Source organism: Streptomyces sp. NPDC047002, assembly GCF_040704505.1.
Lineage (GTDB): Bacteria > Actinomycetota > Actinomycetes > Streptomycetales > Streptomycetaceae > Streptomyces.
Genome location: NZ_JBEYWC010000006.1, coordinates 34917 through 53792 on the forward strand (window position 1 = coordinate 34917; position 18876 = coordinate 53792).

At 74.3% G+C, this 18876-nt stretch carries 18 protein-coding genes; 14 read left to right on the forward strand and 4 right to left on the reverse strand.

The annotated features are described in order from the left end of the window. Nucleotides 1-34 precede the first annotated feature (34 nt). The 7 genes from AB0910_RS08320 to AB0910_RS08350 all read left to right on the forward strand — a co-directional run bounded on the left by AB0910_RS08320 (nt 35) and on the right by AB0910_RS08350 (nt 7538). On the forward strand, nt 35-1450 hold the full coding sequence (locus AB0910_RS08320; RefSeq protein ID WP_366743731.1) for a sugar porter family MFS transporter: 1416 nt from the start codon (nt 35-37) through the stop codon (nt 1448-1450). A gap of 533 nt (nt 1451-1983) precedes the next feature. Beyond that, nucleotides 1984-2538, forward strand: coding sequence for an NADPH-dependent FMN reductase (gene ssuE, locus AB0910_RS08325; protein ID WP_366743733.1), 555 nt, complete (start codon nt 1984-1986; stop codon nt 2536-2538). Nucleotides 2539-2628: 90 nt separating this feature from the next. Beyond that, the gene (locus AB0910_RS08330) at nt 2629-3864 is read left to right on the forward strand and encodes an LLM class flavin-dependent oxidoreductase (protein ID WP_366743734.1); all 1236 of its coding nucleotides are present in this window, start codon (nt 2629-2631) and stop codon (nt 3862-3864) included. Further along, nucleotides 3861-5123 carry an MFS transporter gene (locus AB0910_RS08335; RefSeq protein WP_366743735.1) on the forward strand — a complete coding sequence of 421 codons (1263 nt, stop codon included), beginning with the start codon at nt 3861-3863 and terminating at the stop codon, nt 5121-5123. The genes AB0910_RS08330 and AB0910_RS08335 overlap by 4 nt, the downstream gene beginning before the upstream one ends. A gap of 67 nt (nt 5124-5190) precedes the next feature. After that, nucleotides 5191-6300 carry an LLM class flavin-dependent oxidoreductase gene (locus AB0910_RS08340; protein WP_366743736.1) on the forward strand — a complete coding sequence of 370 codons (1110 nt, stop codon included), beginning with the start codon at nt 5191-5193 and terminating at the stop codon, nt 6298-6300. A gap of 88 nt (nt 6301-6388) precedes the next feature. Further along, entirely contained in the window at nt 6389-6856 is a 468-nt protein-coding gene (locus tag AB0910_RS08345) for an OsmC family protein (RefSeq protein ID WP_366743737.1), read from the forward strand. A gap of 10 nt (nt 6857-6866) precedes the next feature. Next, the gene (locus AB0910_RS08350; RefSeq protein ID WP_366743738.1) at nt 6867-7538 is read left to right on the forward strand and encodes a GntR family transcriptional regulator; all 672 of its coding nucleotides are present in this window, start codon (nt 6867-6869) and stop codon (nt 7536-7538) included. Between the two features lie 52 nt (nt 7539-7590). Here AB0910_RS08350 and AB0910_RS08355 read toward each other — a convergent pair whose 3' ends face one another. Next, a complete protein-coding gene (locus AB0910_RS08355) occupies nt 7591-8049 on the reverse strand; it encodes an Rrf2 family transcriptional regulator (RefSeq protein ID WP_366743739.1) in 459 nt (152 codons plus the stop codon). 230 nt (nt 8050-8279) lie between these two features. On the opposite strand from AB0910_RS08355, the gene AB0910_RS08360 reads away from it, so the two are divergent. Beyond that, a complete protein-coding gene (locus AB0910_RS08360; protein WP_366743740.1) occupies nt 8280-9497 on the forward strand; it encodes an acyl-CoA dehydrogenase in 1218 nt (405 codons plus the stop codon). A gap of 25 nt (nt 9498-9522) precedes the next feature. On the opposite strand, the gene AB0910_RS08365 is transcribed toward AB0910_RS08360, so the two are convergent. After that, nucleotides 9523-10074, reverse strand: a complete 552-nt coding sequence (locus AB0910_RS08365; protein ID WP_366743741.1) for a winged helix-turn-helix domain-containing protein — start codon at nt 10072-10074, stop codon at nt 9523-9525. Between the two features lie 558 nt (nt 10075-10632). On the opposite strand from AB0910_RS08365, the gene AB0910_RS08370 reads away from it, so the two are divergent. Genes AB0910_RS08370 through AB0910_RS08395 form a run of 6 tightly spaced genes read left to right on the forward strand, consistent with a single transcriptional unit; the run spans nt 10633 to nt 16835 of the window. Further along, a complete protein-coding gene (locus tag AB0910_RS08370) occupies nt 10633-11820 on the forward strand; it encodes an ATP-binding cassette domain-containing protein (RefSeq protein ID WP_366743742.1) in 1188 nt (395 codons plus the stop codon). Beyond that, nucleotides 11817-12509 carry an ABC transporter permease subunit gene (locus AB0910_RS08375; RefSeq protein ID WP_366743743.1) on the forward strand — a complete coding sequence of 231 codons (693 nt, stop codon included), beginning with the start codon at nt 11817-11819 and terminating at the stop codon, nt 12507-12509. The genes AB0910_RS08370 and AB0910_RS08375 overlap by 4 nt, the downstream gene beginning before the upstream one ends. Continuing rightward, nucleotides 12506-13267 (forward strand): ABC transporter permease, encoded by a 762-nt coding sequence (locus AB0910_RS08380; protein ID WP_366743744.1) that lies wholly within the window; start codon nt 12506-12508, stop codon nt 13265-13267. Before AB0910_RS08375 ends, AB0910_RS08380 begins: the two co-directional genes overlap by 4 nt. A 58-nt stretch (nt 13268-13325) precedes the next feature. Further along, on the forward strand, nt 13326-14258 hold the full coding sequence (locus AB0910_RS08385; RefSeq protein WP_366743745.1) for a glycine betaine ABC transporter substrate-binding protein: 933 nt from the start codon (nt 13326-13328) through the stop codon (nt 14256-14258). 53 nt (nt 14259-14311) lie between these two features. Then, a complete protein-coding gene (locus AB0910_RS08390) occupies nt 14312-15340 on the forward strand; it encodes an ornithine cyclodeaminase family protein (RefSeq protein ID WP_366743746.1) in 1029 nt (342 codons plus the stop codon). Then, nucleotides 15312-16835 (forward strand): aromatic amino acid lyase, encoded by a 1524-nt coding sequence (locus tag AB0910_RS08395; RefSeq protein ID WP_366743747.1) that lies wholly within the window; start codon nt 15312-15314, stop codon nt 16833-16835. Before AB0910_RS08390 ends, AB0910_RS08395 begins: the two co-directional genes overlap by 29 nt. 36 nt (nt 16836-16871) lie before the next feature. On the opposite strand, the gene AB0910_RS08400 is transcribed toward AB0910_RS08395, so the two are convergent. Next, a complete protein-coding gene (locus tag AB0910_RS08400) occupies nt 16872-17447 on the reverse strand; it encodes a transcriptional repressor (protein ID WP_366743748.1) in 576 nt (191 codons plus the stop codon). Nucleotides 17448-17511: 64 nt separating this feature from the next. After that, nucleotides 17512-18591 (reverse strand): HoxN/HupN/NixA family nickel/cobalt transporter, encoded by a 1080-nt coding sequence (locus AB0910_RS08405; protein WP_366743881.1) that lies wholly within the window; start codon nt 18589-18591, stop codon nt 17512-17514. Between the last annotated feature and the right edge of the window lie 285 nt (nt 18592-18876).

Here is an 18876-nt window from a genome sequence, read left to right on the forward strand (position 1 = left end):
AAGGCTCCCCCTGCCAGACCCCCGGGAAGAACTCATGACCCCCACACCGTCCGCCCCACCCGTCCCCGGCCTCGCGGCCCCCACCCGCCTGCGGCAGGTCGTCCTCGTCGCGGCCGCGGCGGCCATGGGCGGGTTCCTCTTCGGCTACGACAGCTCCGTCATCAACGGCGCGGTCGAGGCCGTGCGCGACAGGTACGACATCGGCTCGGCGGCCCTGGCCCAGGTCATCGCCGTCGCGCTGATCGGCTCCGCGATCGGCGCGGCCGTCGCGGGCCGGATCGCCGACCGCATCGGGCGCCTTGGCTGCATGCGCATCGCCGCGGCCCTGTTCTGCGTCAGCTCCGTCGGCTCCGCGCTGCCCACCGGCATCTGGGACCTCTCGGCCTGGCGGGTGATCGGCGGCTTCGGCATCGGCATGGCGTCCGTCATCGGCCCCGCCTACATCGCGGAGGTCGCGCCGCCCGCGTACCGGGGCAGGCTCGCCTCGTTCCAGCAGGCGGCCATCGTGACGGGCATCGCGGTCTCCCAGCTCGTCAACTGGCTGATCCTCAGGCTCGCCCACGGCGACCAGCGCGGCACGCTCGCCGGTCTGGAGGCGTGGCAGTGGATGCTCGGCGTCATGGTCGTGCCGTCCCTGGTGTACGGGCTCCTCTCGTTCGTGATCCCCGAGTCGCCGCGCCACCTCATCGCGCGGGGCCACACCGAGCGTGCGCGCCGGATCCTGGTCAGGCTGGAGGGCGAGGGGCCCGGGCTCGACGGGCGGATCGCCGAGATCCGCGACCACCTGGCGAGCGGCGCCCGCCCCGCCTTCCGCGCCCTGCGCGGGCCCGTGCTCGGGCTGCGCGGCATCGTCTGGGTGGGCATCGGCATGGCGCTGTTCCAGCAACTCGTCGGGATCAACGTCGCGTTCTACTACTCGGCGACGCTGTGGCAGTCCGTGGGCATCGACCCGGGCAGCTCGTTCCTCTACTCCTTCACCACGTCGCTCGTGAACATCGTGGGCACCGTCGTCGCGGTGCTGCTGGTGGACCGGGTGGGCCGCAAGCCCCTCGTGCTCTTCGGCTCTGCCGGGATGGCGGTGTCCCTGGCCTGCGAGGCGTGGGCGTTCTCCGCGCACCTCGTGGACGGCAGGCTCCCGCACGCCCAGGGCCTGGTGGCGCTCGTGGCCGCCCATGTGTTCGTGCTGTGCTTCGCCTCGTCGTGGGGCGTGGTGCTGTGGGTCATGCTCGGGGAGATGTTCCCCGTCGCGATCCGCGCCGCCGCGCTCGGCGTCTCCTCGGCCGCCGTCTGGGTCGCCAACTGGGTCATCACGGCGACGTTCCCCAGCCTGTCCGACTGGAACCTGGGCGGGACCTACCTCATCTACACGGCCTTCGCCGCGCTCTCCCTCCCCTTCGCCGCGAAGTTCGTCCGCGAGACCAGGGGCAGGAAGCTGGAGGACATGGGCTGAGCCCACCGGCCCTTCGGGGCGGGCCGGGCGCCCGCGCGCAGCCCCTGTCGGGGCGGGGCCCAGCGCCCGCGCGCAGCCTCCGTCGGGCGGGGCCGGACGCCCCGCCGGCAGCCCCCGTCCGGGCGGTCCCGGCGTCCGCGCGGGGCCGCTCGCCAGCATGTGGTCCCTTCTTGACGTGGACGGCTTCGACCTGTTTGGCTATTTGGTATGAAGGTCGGATCAACGCTCACGCGGCGGCGCCACGTCGACTACGGTCGTCTCGCCAGCACCTTCTGCTGTCCCGCCGCTCACTGAGGGCGCGCCTCTTCGTACCGCGGGCCCCTTCCGCCGCGGCCCCCGCGCCTTTGCGCCTCGCCCGTCCGGACCGCTGAAGCTCCGGACCGCCGCAGCCCCTCTCCTTCCGATCGCCCCGGCCCCGGTCCACGCTGTCCAGGGACGGCTCAGCCACTCGTGCCGCACGCCCGGCAGGACCGCCGTGCCCGGGTGTGCACGGCGGGGTGCTCCGGCGCACGCTCACGACGAAACGAGTGCTCATGGCCACCGTCCTGTCCCTCTCCGGAAGCCCGTCCGCCTCATCCCGCACCGCACGGCTCCTGCGCCACCTGGACGCCAGGGTCGCCGAGCACGGCCACACCGTCGTACCGCTCGACGTGCGGACGCTGCCGGCCGGGCCGCTGCTGCACGCCGACACCTCGGACCCGGGCATCGCCCGCGCCGTCGACCTGGTGGAGAGCGCCGACGGGATCATCGTCGGCACCCCGATCTACAAGGCGGCCTACTCGGGGCTGCTGAAGGCGCTGCTCGACCTGCTGCCGCAGTCCGCGCTCGCGGGCAAGACCGTGCTGCCGCTGGCCACCGGCGGGACGGCGACGCACGTCCTCGCCATCGACTACGCGCTGCGCCCTGTGCTCTCGTCGATGGGCGCCCACCACGTCGTGCAGGGCTGGTTCGTGCTGGACCGTCACATCACCGTCCACGACGGCGGGGTGAGCGTCGACCCGGCCGCCGAGGAGGGGCTGCACAAGGTGGTCGACCGGTTCACCCGGGCGCTGGCCGCGCACTCCTTTGACCTGAGCGCCGTCCGCTGAGCCCTGCCCCGCGTTTTTCTCGCCTCAGACCGTATAAATTATTTTTTACCTGAGGCGGGCCCGTACTCTTCCGCACCTCCTGGAGCACCCGTGTCCGTACGCGACCGCACGACCCTCGCCGTGCCACCCCAGCCGCAGGACTTCCCCGACAGCCCGCTGAGCCTGGCCTTCAGGCAGCCGCTGATGCTGGGCGTCTTCCTGCCGCTGCAGACCGGCGGCTGGTCCCAGTCCACGCTGCCGCGCGGCACCGACTGGACCTTCGACTACAACCTCGAACTCACCCGCCGAGCCGAGGACTTCGGCTTCGACATCGCATTCGGCCTCTCGCAGTGGCTGCCGAAGGGCGGCTTCGGCGGCGCGAGCCGGTACCGGGAGAACTTCCTCGACCCGTTCGTCTCCGCCGTCGCCCTCGCCTCCGCGACCCGCTCGATCCTGCTGCTCGGCACCATCCACGCGCTCTACGGCCCCTGGCACCCGCTGCACGTCGCCAAGTTCCTCGCCACCGCCGACCATGTCTCGGGCGGCAGGTTCGGGGCCAACATCGTGACCGGGTACGCCGACACGGAGCCCGCCATGTTCGGCATGACGCGCCCCGAGCACGACCGCAGGTACGCGATGGCCGACGAGTTCGTCTCCGTCGCCAAGGACCTGTGGGCGGGCGAGGACAACCTCACCTTCGAGGGCGAGCACTGGTCCCTGCAGGAGGCGTACGTCTCGCCGCGGCCCGCCTTCGGCAGGCCCGTCCTGGTCTCGGCGAGCGGCTCGCCCGCCGGATTCGCCTACGCGGGCCGCCACTCGGACATCGTCTTCATCTCCAGCCCGGCGGGCGAGCAGATCGAGGACGCGCTCGCCGCGCTGCCCGCGCACGTGCGGGCCGTGAAGGAGGCCGCGCTCGCCCAGGGCCGCGAGGTGCGCGTCATCATCAACCCGACGGTGGTCTCGCGGCCCACGAGCGCCGAGGCGCACGCGTACTACCGGGCCATCCAGGACCACGCGGACCTGGAGTCGATCGGCGCCTTCCAGTCGCGGCACGCGGCGGGCGACAGCAGGTCCTGGCTCGAACACACCGCGCGGGGCCGGGCCGTCGGCGGCCACCTGCACGTCGTCGGCTCGCCCGACGAGGTCGCGGAGCAGCTGGACCGACTGCACGCCACCGGCGTGGACGGCGTCCAACTCACCTTCTACGACTACCTGCCCGACCTCGACCACTTCGGCAGCGCGATCCTGCCGCTGCTTGAGGAGGCCGGGCTGCGCAAGCCCGTGCCGCCCGCGGGCGAGCGGTACGCGGCCGGCGCCCGCACGGCCCGCCAGGGAGGCGCGTCATGACCGCGGTCTCGCCGCCGGCCGTCGAGGGGGCGAAGGGCCCGGCGGTAGGCCGCGCGTCCTGGCTCGTCCTCGCCATCACCCTGGTGTTCTGGGTCGCGGACGGCTACGACACCTTCGTCCTGATCATCACGGGCAAGCCCGCCCTGCTCGACCTGCTCCCCGCGGGCCAGGCGGCCGCGGTGCCGCGCTACATGGGCTACCTCCTCGCCATCACCCTGGCGGGCTGGGCCACCGGCGGCATCGTGGGCGGCATCGTCGGCGACCGGCTCGGCCGCCGCAGGACGATGGTCGCGGGCGTCGCCCTCTACAGCCTGGCGACCGTGGTCGCCGCCACCACAGGTACCTGGTGGCTGCTCGGCGTCACCCGCTTCTTCACCGGCGTCGGCATCGGCGCCGAGTGGGGCGTGGGCACCTCGCTGCTCCAGGAGACCTGGCCCGAGCGGTGGCGCACCCGCGGCGCAGGACTGCTCCAGGCCGGGTTCTCGCTCGGCGGCCTCGTCGTCTCCGCGCTCTGGGTCCTCGTCGGCTCCACCTGGGGCCTGTCGTGGCGCTGGATGTACGTGTTCGGCGTGCTGCCCCTGGTGGTGATCGCCCTGGTGTACCGGCGCATCCCGGAGTCCGCCCGGTGGGCGAGCGGCGGCGGGCGCGGGGAGCGCGCCGGGCTGCTGCGCGGCGCGACGGGCCGCAGGTTCCTCGCCGCGCTCGGGGTGTCCGTCGCCATCACCGTGGGCTGGTGGGCCGTCTCCTCGTACCAGCCGACCTTCGTCGGCGGCCTCGTCGCCGACCCGCGCAGGACGGCCTTCTACACCGGCTGGGCCGGGGCGCTCTACAACGTCGGGGAGATCGCCGGCTGCATCGCCTTCGGCTTCCTCGCCGAGGCGTGGGGCCGCAGGGCGACCACCCTGGTCTTCCTCGCCGGGTCGTGCGTGATCGTGCCCGTGGTGTTCCTCGGGCTGCACGAGGCGGGCCCCGCGACGCTCGCGCAGCTGGCCGCCGGCCTGTTCACCGGCGGCCTCTACAGCTGGTACGCGGTGCACACGCCCGAACTCTTCGCGACGCGGATGCGGGCCACGGCGATCAGCGCGGTGTTCTCCGGCGCCCGCTACCTCGCCATGATCGCCTCCGTCGTCTCCGGCTCCCTGGCCTCAGCGCTCGGCGGCTTCGACCGGGCCGCCGTGATCTTCACGCCCGTCTACCTGCTGGGCGCCGTCGCCGTGCTGTGCCTGCCGGAGACCCGCGGCAAGGGGCTCCCGGCGTGAGCGCCGCGCCGTGGGCGCCCGCCCCGCCCCCCGTACCGAACCGCCCCCGCGCGCAAGGAGCGCACCGATGACACGTCCCGCCCCCGAATTCCTCTGGTACTACGTGACGCACGACGGCCCCTACCCGTGGGAGCCCGAGGGGCGCCGCGACATCAGGCTGCCCGACGTCACGGCCCTGGCGTCCGCGCTCGACCGGCTGCCCTACAGCGGCGCCCTGCTCTCCACGACCGGCCACAACGTGTGGGTCACCGGCACCGCCGCGGCCGCCGTCACCCGCGACTTCCGCCCGCTGCTCGCGCTGCGCCCGCAGTTCACCTCGGTCACCGAACTCGCCAACATGGCCGTCAGCTTCGACGACCTCTTCGACGGCCGGCTGCTGATCAACGTCATCAACTCCGAGACGCCGGTGTGGCGCCAGCACGGCATCAGGCTGGAGAACGACGAGCGCTACGACCTGCACGCCGAGTACTGGGAGGTCTTCAACCGCCTGGTGGCGGGCGAGACCGTGACCTACCGCGGCCGGTACGTGGACGTGGAGAACGCGCGGGCCAACCCGTGGGTCGAGCCGCGCCGCGACCACATCCCGCTGTGGTTCTCCGGCTCGTCGCCCAAGGCCCTCGACGTGGCGGGCCGGTTCGCGGACGCGTACCTCACCTTCTCCGAGCCCCTCGACCAGTTGAACGAGAAGACCGCGGCCGTACGGGAGAAGGCGGCCGAGCACGGCAGGTCGCCCCGGATCGGGCTGCGTGCCTCGCTGATCACAGGCGCCACCGACGAGGACGCCTGGGCCAAGGCCGACCGGCTGCTCGCCGCGACCAGCAGGGCCACCCTCGACCGCAAGCTCGGGCTGATCGCGAAGGGCGGCAACGGCGGCGGCACCTCCGTCACCCAGTCCCGCGTCTTCGCGCACCTGCCCGCGAAGGCCCTCGACGTGCTGCGCGACGGCGGGCTGCCCGCCGCACGCGACCTCGCCCACGACGACAACCTGTGGCCGGGCATCTCGCTGCTCCAGCAGGGGCCGCCGATGGCCCTGGTCGGCGGCCACGACAGCATCGCCGCCCGGCTGAAGGAGTACCACGCGGCGGGCGTCGACATCTTCATCCTCGACTCGCTGCCGCTGCTCGAAGGGGCCTACGAGGTCGCCGAGCACATCCTCCCCGCCTTCACGGCCCCCTGAGCCCCCTCGGGCATCCGCCCGAGGCAGGCCCGAACCCCCTTACCACTCCCACGACCTGCGCTCCCACGACCTCAAGGAGAGACACACCATGACGACGTACGACGACAGCGTCACCGTCACCACCACGCGGACGGCCGGCCGGTTCCTCGCCGAGGCGCGCGAGCAGTTCCTCGTCACCGACTCGACGGGCGGCCGCGGCGGCCTCGGCCAGGCGTGGCTCGCGGGCGAGTTGCTGCTCGCCTCGCTCGGCACCTGCGCCGTCAGCAGCATCACCCACTTCGCGCGGGAGGAGGAAGCGGCGCTCGACGACGTCGAGACCAGCGTCGGCTACATCCGCGACGCGTCCGACCCCACCCGCTACGAGGAGGTCGCGCTCTCCGTCACCACCTGGGGCGTCGACCAGGAGACAGCTCAGCGGCTCACCCGCCTCTACACCGAGAACTGTCCGGTGTACGGGACGATCTCGCGCGGCGGCAAGGTGACCGTCGCCGTGGAGGCGCGGCCGGGCGATCCGGCGCGCCGCGGGCCCGGTGTCGCGGGCATCGCGGCCCGTTAGGCTGGCGGGCATGAGTCTCGGCCCGGCGCACGCCCCCACCAAGAGCGAGGTCGCCTACCAGGCGCTGCTGCGCGCGATCAGGACGGGTGAGCTCGCGCCGGGCCAGCGGGTCGTACTGGCCACGCTGGCCGAGCAGTTGGAGATGAGCCAGACGCCGGTGCGCGACGCGCTGTCCCTCCTCGCCGAGCAGGGGCTCGTGGTGCGGCGGCCGAACCACACCACGGTGATCGGCGGCCAGCCCGCCGAGCGCTCGTCCGAGGTCTCCATGCTGCGCTCCATCCTGGAGCCCGAGGCGGCGATGCTCGCGGCCATGCGCAAGGACCCGGGCGACGTGGCGGGCATGGCGGCGGCCTGCGACGCCATGGACCGGGCGCTCGCCGACGGCGGCCCGTCCGCCACCGGAGACCTCAACTCCCGCTTCCACCTGGCGGTCGCGCGCGCCAGCGGGTCGCCGCTGCTCGCGGACTTCGTGGGCCGGGTCTGGCGGCAGATGCCGCTCGAAGGGCTGACGGCGAGCGGTCAGCTGGCCCGCGCCGCGCGGGAGCACCGCGCGGTGCTCGACGCGGTCGAGACAGGCGACAGGGACGCGGCGCGTGCCCTGATGGCGGAGCACGTCGGCCATGCGGCAGAGGCCACGGAGGACTATCTGCGCCGGGTCTCGCAGGGCGGCACGCGCGCCTGAGCGCCGCGGACCCGGCGGCCGCGCGCCTGAACACGGGCCGCGCGGCCGTGGCTCACGGGTTGACCCAGGCCGCGGGGGTGTCGGCGAGCGCGACCACGTCGGCGGGGAGCCGGCCGCTGACCACGTCGTGCAGCGTGACGCCCTCCAGGATGCGGCGGACACCGGCCCGCAGGGCGATCCACAGCGGCAGCAGCGATTCGGCGGGACCGGTGTACGAGAGGTCGGGCGGCCTGACGCCCTGCACCGAGACGAGCGGCCCTTCGACCGTGCGGATCACGTCCGCGATGCTGATCGAGTCGGGCGTCTTCGCCAGCCGGTAGCCGCCGTTCGCGCCGCGCTGGCTGAGCACGAGGCCGCCCCTGCGCAGGTCGTTGAGGATGGCTTCGAGGAACTTGTGCGGGATCTGCTGGGCCTCGGCGACCGCCTCGGCCGTGAGCGGCTCGCCCTCGCGCGCCGCGGCGAGCTGGAGGGCGGCACGCACCGCGTAGTCCGCTTTGGCCGAGATCCGCATGGGGTCATTATCCCGTATGCGTGCCGGAAGGGCGCACGCCGGTGCCCCGGGCGGCCGGGCGCGGGGAGGGGGTGCGGTGTCCGCGTGCCGGTCGCCTCATGTCCGATGGGCGGACGCGCCCTTGCACGGCGCGGGCCTCGTGCCCCATATTCCCTACTATTCAGATAGGAATAATGGGGAAGTGGTGGGACGGTGGGAAGCGCGATCGCACGACGGCTCGGGGCGCACCGGTGAGCGGCGCGGCGGACGACAGCGGGGTCTTCTGGCTGCGGGTCGCAGGCGAGCTCGCCGACGACCTCGCCGTCGACGCCGCCGAGCGCGACCGCGCGGGCAAGCCCCCGTACGACGAGGTGGCGCGGGTCCGCGAGTCGGGCCTGCTGCCCGCGCTCGCGCCGCCCGACGGCCGGGGCCTCGGGATGGAGTGGCCGACCGGCTGCGCGGTGGTGCGCCGGATCGCGGCCGCCGACGGCTCGCTCGGTGAACTACTCGGCCGGCACTACGCGTTGTCCTGGAGCGCCCGGTTCTTCGCCGACCCGGAGCGCGCGCGGGCCGTGGAGGCCGAGGCGCGCACCGGGCAGTGGCTGTGGGCGGGCGACACGGGGACGCCCTCCCCGCACGCGTTCGCCCCGGAGGCGGGGGCGGGCGCCTTTCTGGTGCGCGCCGTGCGCCGCGGCGGCGCCGTCCTGCACGGCAGCCGGGCCCTGGCCTGCGCCGTGACCGTCGCCGACCGGTTCGTCCTCGACGCGACGGCGGACGACACGGGCGAGCCCGTCGTGGTGCTCGTGGACCCGCGGCACGCGGGCGTCGCGCGCGAGCAGGCGCACGACCGGCTCGGCCAGCGCCTCGCCGACGCGGGCACCTGCCGCTTCGACGCGGTCCCCGCGGGCGCGGACGCCGTGCTCGGCCCGGCCGCCGCCGACGACGAGACGGCGGCGCCCTTCACTACGCTCGCGCCGCTCGCGCTGCGTCTTGTGCTCACGCAGGTGGCGCTCGGCATCGCGGAGGGCGCGCTCGCCGAGGCGGGGGAGCTCAGCCGCGCCGCGGCGCGCACCGCGCGGGCCACCGAGGACCCGGGCGGCCCGCTCGCCCCCGCGGACGGCGACATGCTGCGCGCCTTCGGGTCGCTCGCGCTCGCCCTGCACGCCGCCTCCGCCGCCGTGGCGCAGGCCACCGCGGCGCTGTCGGAGGCGCTGGGCGCGGGCCCCGGGCTCGACGAGGAGCGCCGCGCCCGCGCTGCCGTGCTGGTGGTGGCGGCGGAGGCGGTGACCGTCCCGGCCGCCCTGCGCGCGGGGGAGCGGGTGCTCGGGCTCGCCCGCGCGGAGGGGCTCGACCGGTTCTGGCGCGACCTGCGGACCCTGGTCGTACGGTCCCCCGAGGGCCAGGGGCTGCGCGCCATCGGCGAGCACTACCTGAGCGGCGCGCTCGGCGCGGCGGCCCCCTGGGCGTGAGGCGCCGCGGGGGCCGCGCCGTACGTCAGGCGCGGGGCACGTACTTGTAGCCCACGCGGCGCACGGTGACGATGCTGCGCCGGTGAGCGGGCCCCAACTTCCGCCGGAGTCTCGCCACATGAACGTCCACGGTGCGGCCGTCGCCGACGTGGTCGTAGCCCCAGACGTGGTGGATGAGCTGTTCGCGCGAGTACACCTGCCCCGGGCGCTCCATCAGGTGCGCGAGCAGGGAGAACTCCAGGAACGTCAGGTCGAGTTCGGCCCCGTCGACCGCGGCGGTGCGCTGGTCGGCGTCGACCAGGACTCCGTCCCGCACGAGCGGTGCGCGCGCGGGGACGGAATCGGGGGCGGGCTGCGGCGCGGGCATCTCGTCGATCGCCACGGCCTGGATGTGCGGCCTGAGGCCGGCGTCCGCGAACAGCGGCGCGGGGTCGGTGTCGGCGGGCAGCAGCACGAGGTAGGCGGTCAACTGCTGGGTGCCGCCCGCCTCGACGGGCTCCGCGGGTGTCGCGAGCCGGAGGCGGGGAGCGGTGCGCGGTACGGGGGCGGGATCGGCTGAAGGCAGCGCCGTGGTCATGGCGGTGGTCCTGTCCTGGTGGGCCGGTGGGGGTGGATGGCCCGTGAGGGCCCGCACTGGTCGACGCGGCCCGCGGCTGCACAGGGCCCGCGGGGGCGACCTCAGGAGCGGCGGCAGACCGCGCTGGCGACGCGACGGAAGTCGACGTGCCTGCGGCGTACGAGCGGCTGCTGCGTGCGGGTCATGCCCCCATGGTCCCGGCGGCATCGGCCGCACGTCAACGCCTTCCCTATAAAAACAGTAGGAGAAAAGACAGGAAGGGGCCGGCTGTCACGGTCGGCGACGCGAACGGGCCAGCCGTGTCACGCAAGGTGACGGCCCATGCGCCGCGAGGGACGGTTTGTTGCCGCAGTGTTGCCCTTTCGTGGCGGCTGCCCCTGGAGCCCCACGAGCGGTTCCTGGACGCCCGTGCGGCGTGCCACCATCCCGCGAGCGGCAGCACACCTTCCGCGCCGGCGCGGGGGCGCCGCGCGGGCACGGCGCCAGGCCCCGAGCGGGCCGGTGGCGCGGGGCTGCCGCGCGCCTCGCACCTGCACCAGCGGCCGGGAGGGCCGGTACATGATTGTCTTCGAGTCCGTGACCAAGCGCTACGCGGACGGGACCGTCGCGGTCGACGGGCTCGACCTCCAGGCGCCCACCGGGCGGACGACCGTCCTCGTCGGACCCTCGGGCTGCGGCAAGACCACCTCGCTACGGATGATCAACCGCATGGTCGAGCCCTCGTCCGGCCGGGTCCTGCTCGACGGCGCCGACACCGCCGACTCGCCGCCCGCGCAGCTGCGCCGCCGCATCGGCTATGTGATCCAGCACTCGGGGCTGCTGCCGCACAGGACCGTCGTCGACAACGTCGCCACCGTGCCCCTGCTGCTCGGCGAGAGCCGCAGGACGGCCCGCGCACACGCCCGGGAGCTCCTCGAACGCGTCGGCCTGCCGGGCGCGTTGGCGGAGCGCTACCCGGCCCAGCTGTCCGGTGGGCAGCAGCAGCGCGTCGGGGTCGCGCGGGCGCTCGCCGCGGACCCGCCGGTGATGCTGATGGACGAGCCGTTCAGCGCGGTCGACCCGGTGGTGCGCGAGCAGCTCCAGGACGAGTTCCTGCGCCTCCAGGGCGAGTTGGGCAAGACCATCGTGTTCGTCACCCACGACATCGACGAGGCGGTCAAGCTCGGCGACCTGATCGCGGTGCTGCGGGTCGGCGGCCGGCTCGCCCAAGTGGCCCCGCCCGCCGAGCTGCTCGCCCGCCCCGCGGACGCCTTCGTCGCGGGCTTCGTCGGCCGCGACCGCGGCTACCGAGCCCTCGGCTTCGCCGCTTCGGGGCCCACCGCGCTCCAGGAGGAGCCCACGGTGCGCGTCGGCGAGAGCCTGGCAGCGGCGGCGGACCGCGCACGCGACGGCTGGGTGCTCGCCGTCGACGCCGACGACCGGCCGCAGGGCTGGCTGCGCGTACCGCCGAGCGCGCCCGCGGACGCGCAGGCCGCCCCCGGCGCACAGGCCGAAGCGGACGCGCGCGTCACCCATGGCCTGCTCAACCTCGGCGGCACCACGGCGCCCGCGGACGGCACCCTGCGGGAGCTGCTGGACGCCGCGCTCTCCGCGCCGAGCGGCCGCGGTGTGGTCACCGGCCCCGAGGGGCGGCTGCTCGGCACTGTCACCCCCGCGTCCGCCGTCGAGCTCATCGAGCGGCGCAACCGCGAGCGCGCGGACGCGCCGCTCGACGCGGCCGACGCCGGCACCGGGCGGCAGGCGTGACGCGCGCGAGCGGCGAGACGCCGCCGGGACTCCTCGCGTACTTCTCCGCGCACCACGCGGAGATCCTGCACTGGCTCTGGTCGCACACCTGGCTCTCCGTGCTGCCCGTGCTGATCGGCCTCGCCGTCTCCCTGCCGCTCGGCTGCCTCGCCACCCGCCGCAGGTGGGCGTACCCGCCGCTGGTGTCGGTCGGCGGGCTCCTCTACACGATCCCCTCGCTCGCCCTGTTCGTCGCCATGCCGAGCATCCTCGGCACGAAGATCCTCGACCCGGTCAACGTCGTCGTGGCGCTGAGCGTCTACACGGTCGCGCTGCTGTCCCGGGTGGTCGCCGACGGGCTGCGCGCCGTCCCCGAGGACGTCGCGGCCGCGGCCACCGCGGTCGGCCACACTCCGCTCCAGCGCCTGCTGCGGATCGACCTGCCGCTCGCGGTGCCGGTGATCGCCGCGGGGCTGCGGGTCGCGGTGGTCTCCAACGTCAGCCTCGTCGCCATCGCGGGCACCATCGGCGTCCCCGAGCTCGGCCAGCTGTTCACCAACGGCTTCCAGCTCTCCTCGGGCGGCCCGTACTACCCGCCGATCGTGTGGGGCATCGTGCTGTGCGTCGCGCTCGCCCTCGTCCTCGACCTGCTGATCGTCCTCGGCAACCGGGCCCTCACCCCCTGGCTCCGACCGGAGGTACAGCGATGAGCAACGCGCCGACCTGGCTCACGGACCCCGCCCACTGGCACGACGACCTCGGCACCCCCGGCATCCCCGCGCAGCTCGCCGCACACCTGGAGTACTCCCTGATCGCCGTCGCGATCGCCGCGGCCCTCGCGGTGCCGCTCGGCCTGTACATCGGCCACACGGGCCGCGCCAGAACCCTGGTGACCGTGGCCAACGGCGTCCGCGCGCTGCCCACCTTCGGCCTGCTGATCCTGCTGTACGTGCTGATCTCGCCGCACATCGGCGGCCGCGGCGACGCGCCGTACCTGGTGCCCACCGAGATCGTCCTCGTGCTGCTCGCCGTCCCGCCGGTCCTCGGCAACACCTGCGCCGGAATCCAGAACGTCGACCCCGCAGTGCGCGACGCCTCCTCGGGCGTCGGCATGACGGGGCGCCAGGTGCTGCTGCGGGTGGAGCTGCCGATCGCGCTCCCGCTGGTCCTCTCCGGGCTGCGCAGCGCCGTCCTCCAGGTCGTGGCGACGGCCACCGTCGCCGCGTACGTGGGGCTCGGCGGCATCGGCCGCTACCTCTACGACGGCCTGGCCGCGCGGGACTTCGGCCAGATGACCGGTGGCGCCGTGCTGGTGGCCGCCCTCGCGCTCGCCCTCGACGGCGTCCTCGCCCTGGTCCAGCGGTACGCCGTCTCACCCGGCGTCTCCGGCAGGTTCGGCGGCGCCCGCGGTGGCACCGTCCGCGCCGCCGAACCCGCCGACACCCCGGCGGAGCCCGCGCTGCCGTGACCCTGCCGCGCGCCCGCCGCTCCGCGCGGCCCGCGACACCCACCAAGGAGAAGAACCCATGAAGCGCACACCACTGCTCGCCTGCGCCCTCGCCGCGCTCGCCGCCGCCACGCTCACCGCGTGCGGCTCGGGACCGGGCTCCGGCGGGGGCGGCGACTCGGTGGCCGGTGGGATGATCCTGGGCGCCGCCCCCGAGTTCAAGACGCGCACGGACGGCCTCACCGGCCTGAAGAAGGTCTACGGCGTCGCCTTCGACACGTTCAAGCCGCTCGACGCGGGCGGCCCGCTCACCGTGAACGCCCTGAAGAACGGCCAGATCGACGCGGGCAACGTCTTCACCACCGACCCGTCCATCAAGACGGACCACTTCGTGGTGCTCAAGGACCCGGGGCACCTCTTCCTCGCGCAGAACGTCGTACCGCTCGCCGCGAAGAAGAAGGTGACACCCGGCGCGGCCGAGGTGCTCGACGCGGTCTCCGCGAAGCTCACCACCGACGCGCTCGTCGAGCTCAACGAGGAGGTCGTCGGGGAGAAGAAGGACCCCGACGCCGTCGCGGAGAAGTGGCTGGCGGCCAACGGGCTCGCCGCGCACGGCACCCGCGCCGCCGGGGCCCGCCTGACCGTCGGCTCCGCCAACTTCCAGGAGAGCGTCCTGCTCGCCCACCTCTACGCCGACGCCCTCACCGCCCAGGGCGCCACCGTCGCGAAGAAGCTGAACATCGGCAGCCGCGAGACCTACATCCCCGGCCTCCAGCAGGGCTCCATCGACCTGGTGCCCGAGTACACGGGCGTCCTGCTCCAGTACTTCGACAAGAGCGCGCACGCCGAGACGTCCGACGCCGTGTACACGGCCCTGAAGAAGGCCGCCCCCGCCGCGCTCACGGTCCTCGCCCAGTCGTCGGCCCAGGACACCGACGCCATCGTCGTCACCTCGGCCACCGCGAAGAAGTACCACCTCACCTCCATCGCCGACCTGGCCAAGAAGCCCTGACCCGGGGGCCGTACGCCCCGGACCCCGCCCGCCCGCGACCCCAGGACACCCCCGTGCACGCTTCCGCGCCCCGCGCACCGCTCTGGCTGAGGTTCCTCTCGGGACCCGACATCGAGGAACTCGGCATCACCTCCGGTGAGATCATCGAGGCGGTCGAGGGGGTGGTCGCCGCGCACGGCCGCGGCGAGACCGTCTTCGAGCCGCGCGTCCACCTCGTGCCCGACAACGGCGGCGCCGGCCACTTCAACGTCCTGCGCGGACACGTCTCCAGCCTCGGCGACCACGGCGTCAGCGGCGTCAAGGTCGTCGGCGACTTCCACCCCAACTACCGCCTCGGGCTGCCCAGCGAGCTCGCCCTGCTCACCCTGTACGACCCGGCGACCGGCGTGCCGCAGGCCGTCATCGACGCGACCTTCGTCACCGAGGCGCGCACGGGCGCCATGACCGCGGTCGGCGCGCGCCACCTGGCGCGTCCCGGCTCCCGGATCCTCGGCCACGCGGGCGCGCGCGGCACCGCCTTCTCCAACGTCACCATGCTGGACTCCCTCTTCGACCTGGACGAGATCAGGGTCACCAGCAGGAGGCCCGAGTCGCGTGAGGAGTTCGCGCGGCGGCTCGCCGAGCACACCGACACGCCCGTACGGGTCACCGGCTCCGTCGCCGAGGCGTTCGACGGCGCGGACATCCTGGTGGAGGCCACCCGGCTGACCGAGCCCGCGCCGCTGCTCCACCCGGGCCTCGTCGGGGCCGGCGCCTTCGTGGTGCCGTACGGGACGGTCAGCGCCGTCTCCCACGACCTGCTCGACGCCGTCGACAAGGTCGTCGTGGACGACTGGCGCGAGGCGCGCTCCGGCCGCTTCGGCGCCCTGCGCCACCACGTCGACACGGGCAGGCTGTCCGCCGACACCCTCCACGCGGAGCTCGGCGACATCCTCACCGGGCGCAGGCCGGGGCGCGAGGACGAGCGGGAGCGGATACTGCTGTGGCACCGGGGGCTTTCGATCCTGGACGTCGCCGTCGGTCACCTCGTCCTCGAACGTGCCAGGAGCGCTGATGCCGGCACCCTCCTCAGATACCGCTGACCACGCGCCGCACGTGCGGCGCCCCGACGACCTCGGGGCGCGCGCCGTGCTGCGGATCGCCCGCACGGCGCGCCCGCCGGTCCTCGCGCCCGCGCTGCTCGACCGGATCGGGGAGCGCCGGGCCAGGGTGCTCGCCGCGCTCGCCTCGGGCGCTCCGGTGTACGGCGTCACCACCGGCATGGGCGCCCTCAGCGAGCGGCGGCTGAGCGAGCCGGAGCAGGCCGGCCACCAGGAGGCCCTGGCGCTGGCCCGCTCGGTGGGCGCCGCGCCCTGGCTCGACCGGGTGGAGGTCCGCGCGGTGCTCGCCGTGCGGCTGCGCACGTTCCTGGGCGGGGACAGCGGCGTCGGCGGCGCTCTGTGCGCGCGCCTCGCCGAGCTGCTGGCAGCCGACGTCCTGCCGGCCCTGCCCCGTACGGCACTCGGCGCCGCCGGGGAGATCATCCCGCTCGCGCACCTGTCGGCGGCCGTCACCGGGCGGGGCGCGGTCCTCGACCCCGCGGCGCCGGGCGCTGCCGCGCCCGCGGGGCCCGCGCTCGCCGCCGCGGGGCTCGCGCCCCTCGCGCTCGGCCCCAAGGAGGGGGTCGCGCTGATCCAGGGAGTGCCCGTGACGACCGCGCTCGCGCTGCTGTGCGCGGACCGCGCCAGGACGGTGCTGCGGCAGTGCGTGCGGGCGCTTGCGGGCGAGTTCGCGCTCACCGGCGCGGCCCGCGACGCGCTGGACCCGGCGCTCGCCCGCGGCGACCACGCCCTCGCGGCGACCGCCGCCGACGTGCTGCGGCTCGCCGGGCGGCAGGACGGCTCGCGCGCGCTCCAGCCGCCCGTCTCCTTCCGGGTGTCGGCCCAGGTCCTCGCGCACCTGGAGCGCGCGGTCGGCGCGGTCGAGGAGGCGGTGGGGCGCGCGCTCGCCGGGGTCACCGACTCGCCCGCCTACGTCGAGGAGGCGGACGGCGCGGGCCGCTTCCTCGGCACGGCGGGCTTCCACGGCTACGACCTCGCCGCCCATCTGCACCTGCTGACCACGGCGCTCGCGGGGGCGGCAGAGCTGGGCTCCGTACGGCTGCACCGGATGCTCGACCCGAAGGTCACCGGGCTGGCGGCGCAGCTCTCGCCCGACCCGGGGCCGCACACCGGCGTCTCGCCGGTGCACAAGCGGGCCGTGGGCGTGGTGCACGGGCTGCGGCCGCTCACGGCGGCGCCGACGCTCGGCACGATGGAGACGTCGGCGGGGCAGGAGGACGTCCAGTCGTTCTCCGTGGAGGCGGCGGAGAGCTGCCGGCTCGCTCTCGACGGGCTGACCGACGTCGTCGCCTGCGAGCTGCTCGCGCTGCACCAGGCGCGCTGCATCGGCGCCGTACTGCCGGACGGCACAGCGGAGTTGGCCGAGGTGTTCGACGGCCTCGCCGCGGTCCTGCCCGCCTCGCCCGAGGACCGGTTCTTCGGCGAGGACCTGGCGGTCCTGCGGGGGCTGCTGCGGCGGGAGCAGACGGGGGAGTGAGGGGGCGCCGGTGGGGCGGTGCGTCCCCTGGGCGGGTCAGCCGTCCCGGCGTACGGGCGCGCCCGCGGGGCGTGCGGGCCGGGCGGCCCCCGAGCGGCAGGCGGCGCAGCGGCCGTGCAGGGTGAGCGCGCCGCACTCCTGGGGCGCCAGGTCCGCGAGGCCGGCCGCCGCGTCGAGCAGGTGCCCGAGCTGCTGTGCGGGCACGGAGCGCAGCGTGCCGCACTCCGTACAGATGGCGTGGTGGTGCGCCGGGTCGCTCAGGCCGTAGCGCGCGGCCCGGTCACGGATGGCGACGTGGTGGACCAGGCCGAGTTCCTGGAGCGTGGTGACGGTCCGGTAGACGGTCGCGCCGTCGAGGGGGACGCCGAGGGCGGCGACCGCGCGCTGCAGGCCGAGGACGGTGAGGTGTCCGGGGACCGCGCGGGTGGTGGCCGCGGGGGCGAGGTCGCGGCGGTCGACGCCCGGGGCGTCCGTGAGGGCCGCCATGACGGCGATACGGGCCGGGGTGGCGCGCAGGCGCTGGGCGTGCAGGCGGTCGCGCACCCGGCCGCCGAGGTCGCCGAACCTGTCCATGACGTCCCGCAGGAGCACGGGGGAGGTCCGCTCGTTCATGCCGTTCCGTTCCGTTCTCGCGCCGCGGCGGCCCGTGAGGGTGCGGCTCGTGAGGGGAGCGCGGTCAGTCGCCGTCCACGGTGCGCGGGGCGAGGTTGGTGGACCACTTCTCCTCGATGCGGCCCCAGCGCCAGACGAGGAGCGCGACGAGCCAGGAGAGGAAGAAGAGGCCGACGATGCCGTAGCCCGCGTAGTCGAGGTTGATGTCGGCGATCGCGGCGAGCGGGCCCGAGGTGATGTTGGCCTGGTCGGTCAGGACGCCGATCAGCTCGATGGTGCCGATGATCAGGGCGACGGCGACCGAGATGGAGGTGATGGTGATGTTGTAGAAGACCTTGCGCACGGGCTTGGCGAAGGCCCAGCCGTACGCGGCGTTCATGAACACGCCGTCGACGGTGTCCATCAGGCACATGCCGGCCGCGAAGAGGATCGGCAGGACGAGGATCGAGTAGAACGGCAGGCTGAACGCGGCGGCGCCGCCCGCGAGCACCAGCAGGCCGACCTCGGTTGCCGTGTCGAAGCCCAGGCCGAACAGGACGCCGATCGGGTAGATGTGCCACGCCTTGCGCACGGACTTGGTGAGCCCGCCCAGGAAGCGGTTCATCAGGCCGCGCTTGTTGAGCTGGTCCTCCAGCTCCTGCTCGTCGAAGTGACCCTGCCGCATCCTGCGGAAGATCTTGACGATGCCGACGAGGACGGCGAGGTTGAGGATGCCGAGGATCCACAGGAAGACGCCGGAGACCGAGGCGCCGATGATGCCGGTCGCCGAGTGCAGTCCCGAGTCGTCGTTCTCGACCTGCCCGACGAGCGCCTTGACGCCGACGGAGAGCAGGAAGGCGAGGGCGAAGACGATGGTGGAGTGGCCGAGGGAGAACCAGAAGCCCACCGAGAGCGGGCGGCGCTCCCTGGCGACGCCGCGGGCCTCGCGCTCGACGTTGTCGGCGAGGAGCTTGCGGGTGGTGTTGTCGACGGCGGCGATGTGGTCGGCGTCGAAGGCGTGGCGCAGGCCGAAGGTGTAGGCGAGGACGCCGACGCCGATGTTGAAGACCGGGTGGTCGCCGCCGAGGTGGTAGTGCTTCGGGGCCACCAGGCCGAACAGCACGCCGAACCCGACGACGTGCAGCAGCACGATGAAGCCCACCATGCCGGCGAGCGAGCGCCGGTCGTACGGCGTCAGTGAGCGCCGGAACGCCCCCAGGCGCTCGCCCAGCGACGGCTGTGCGGACGGCTGTGCGGATATGTCGGCACTCACGGAGCCTCTCCCGACGGGTAGGTGGACCAGCTCAAACAGCCTGACAGTAGCTCCAGAGCAGCCCTTGTCGCAACAAGTTCGCAAGAACGAGATCTGCGCTTGTGCGGAGCGGCGTGGCCGCGCCGTGCAGACATCTTGCTGCTAGCGTGCAGTTGCATAGTATGTGCAATAAGGACT

What these genes read in the sequence shown, in the direction of transcription:
- AB0910_RS08320 (WP_366743731.1), top strand. Translation starts at nt 35, where the DNA reads ATGACCCCCACACCGTCCGCCCCACCCGTCCCCGGCCTCGCGGCCCCC.
- ssuE (WP_366743733.1), top strand. Translation starts at nt 1,984, where the DNA reads ATGGCCACCGTCCTGTCCCTCTCCGGAAGCCCGTCCGCCTCATCCCGC.
- AB0910_RS08335 (WP_366743735.1), top strand. Translation starts at nt 3,861, where the DNA reads ATGACCGCGGTCTCGCCGCCGGCCGTCGAGGGGGCGAAGGGCCCGGCG.
- AB0910_RS08340 (WP_366743736.1), top strand. Translation starts at nt 5,191, where the DNA reads ATGACACGTCCCGCCCCCGAATTCCTCTGGTACTACGTGACGCACGAC.
- AB0910_RS08345 (WP_366743737.1), top strand. Translation starts at nt 6,389, where the DNA reads ATGACGACGTACGACGACAGCGTCACCGTCACCACCACGCGGACGGCC.
- AB0910_RS08350 (WP_366743738.1), top strand. Translation starts at nt 6,867, where the DNA reads ATGAGTCTCGGCCCGGCGCACGCCCCCACCAAGAGCGAGGTCGCCTAC.
- AB0910_RS08355 (WP_366743739.1), bottom strand. Translation starts at nt 8,049, where the DNA reads ATGCGGATCTCGGCCAAAGCGGACTACGCGGTGCGTGCCGCCCTCCAG.
- AB0910_RS08365 (WP_366743741.1), bottom strand. Translation starts at nt 10,074, where the DNA reads ATGACCACGGCGCTGCCTTCAGCCGATCCCGCCCCCGTACCGCGCACC.
- AB0910_RS08370 (WP_366743742.1), top strand. Translation starts at nt 10,633, where the DNA reads ATGATTGTCTTCGAGTCCGTGACCAAGCGCTACGCGGACGGGACCGTC.
- AB0910_RS08380 (WP_366743744.1), top strand. Translation starts at nt 12,506, where the DNA reads ATGAGCAACGCGCCGACCTGGCTCACGGACCCCGCCCACTGGCACGAC.
- AB0910_RS08385 (WP_366743745.1), top strand. Translation starts at nt 13,326, where the DNA reads ATGAAGCGCACACCACTGCTCGCCTGCGCCCTCGCCGCGCTCGCCGCC.
- AB0910_RS08395 (WP_366743747.1), top strand. Translation starts at nt 15,312, where the DNA reads ATGCCGGCACCCTCCTCAGATACCGCTGACCACGCGCCGCACGTGCGG.
- AB0910_RS08400 (WP_366743748.1), bottom strand. Translation starts at nt 17,447, where the DNA reads ATGAACGAGCGGACCTCCCCCGTGCTCCTGCGGGACGTCATGGACAGG.
- AB0910_RS08405 (WP_366743881.1), bottom strand. Translation starts at nt 18,591, where the DNA reads ATGGTGGGCTTCATCGTGCTGCTGCACGTCGTCGGGTTCGGCGTGCTG.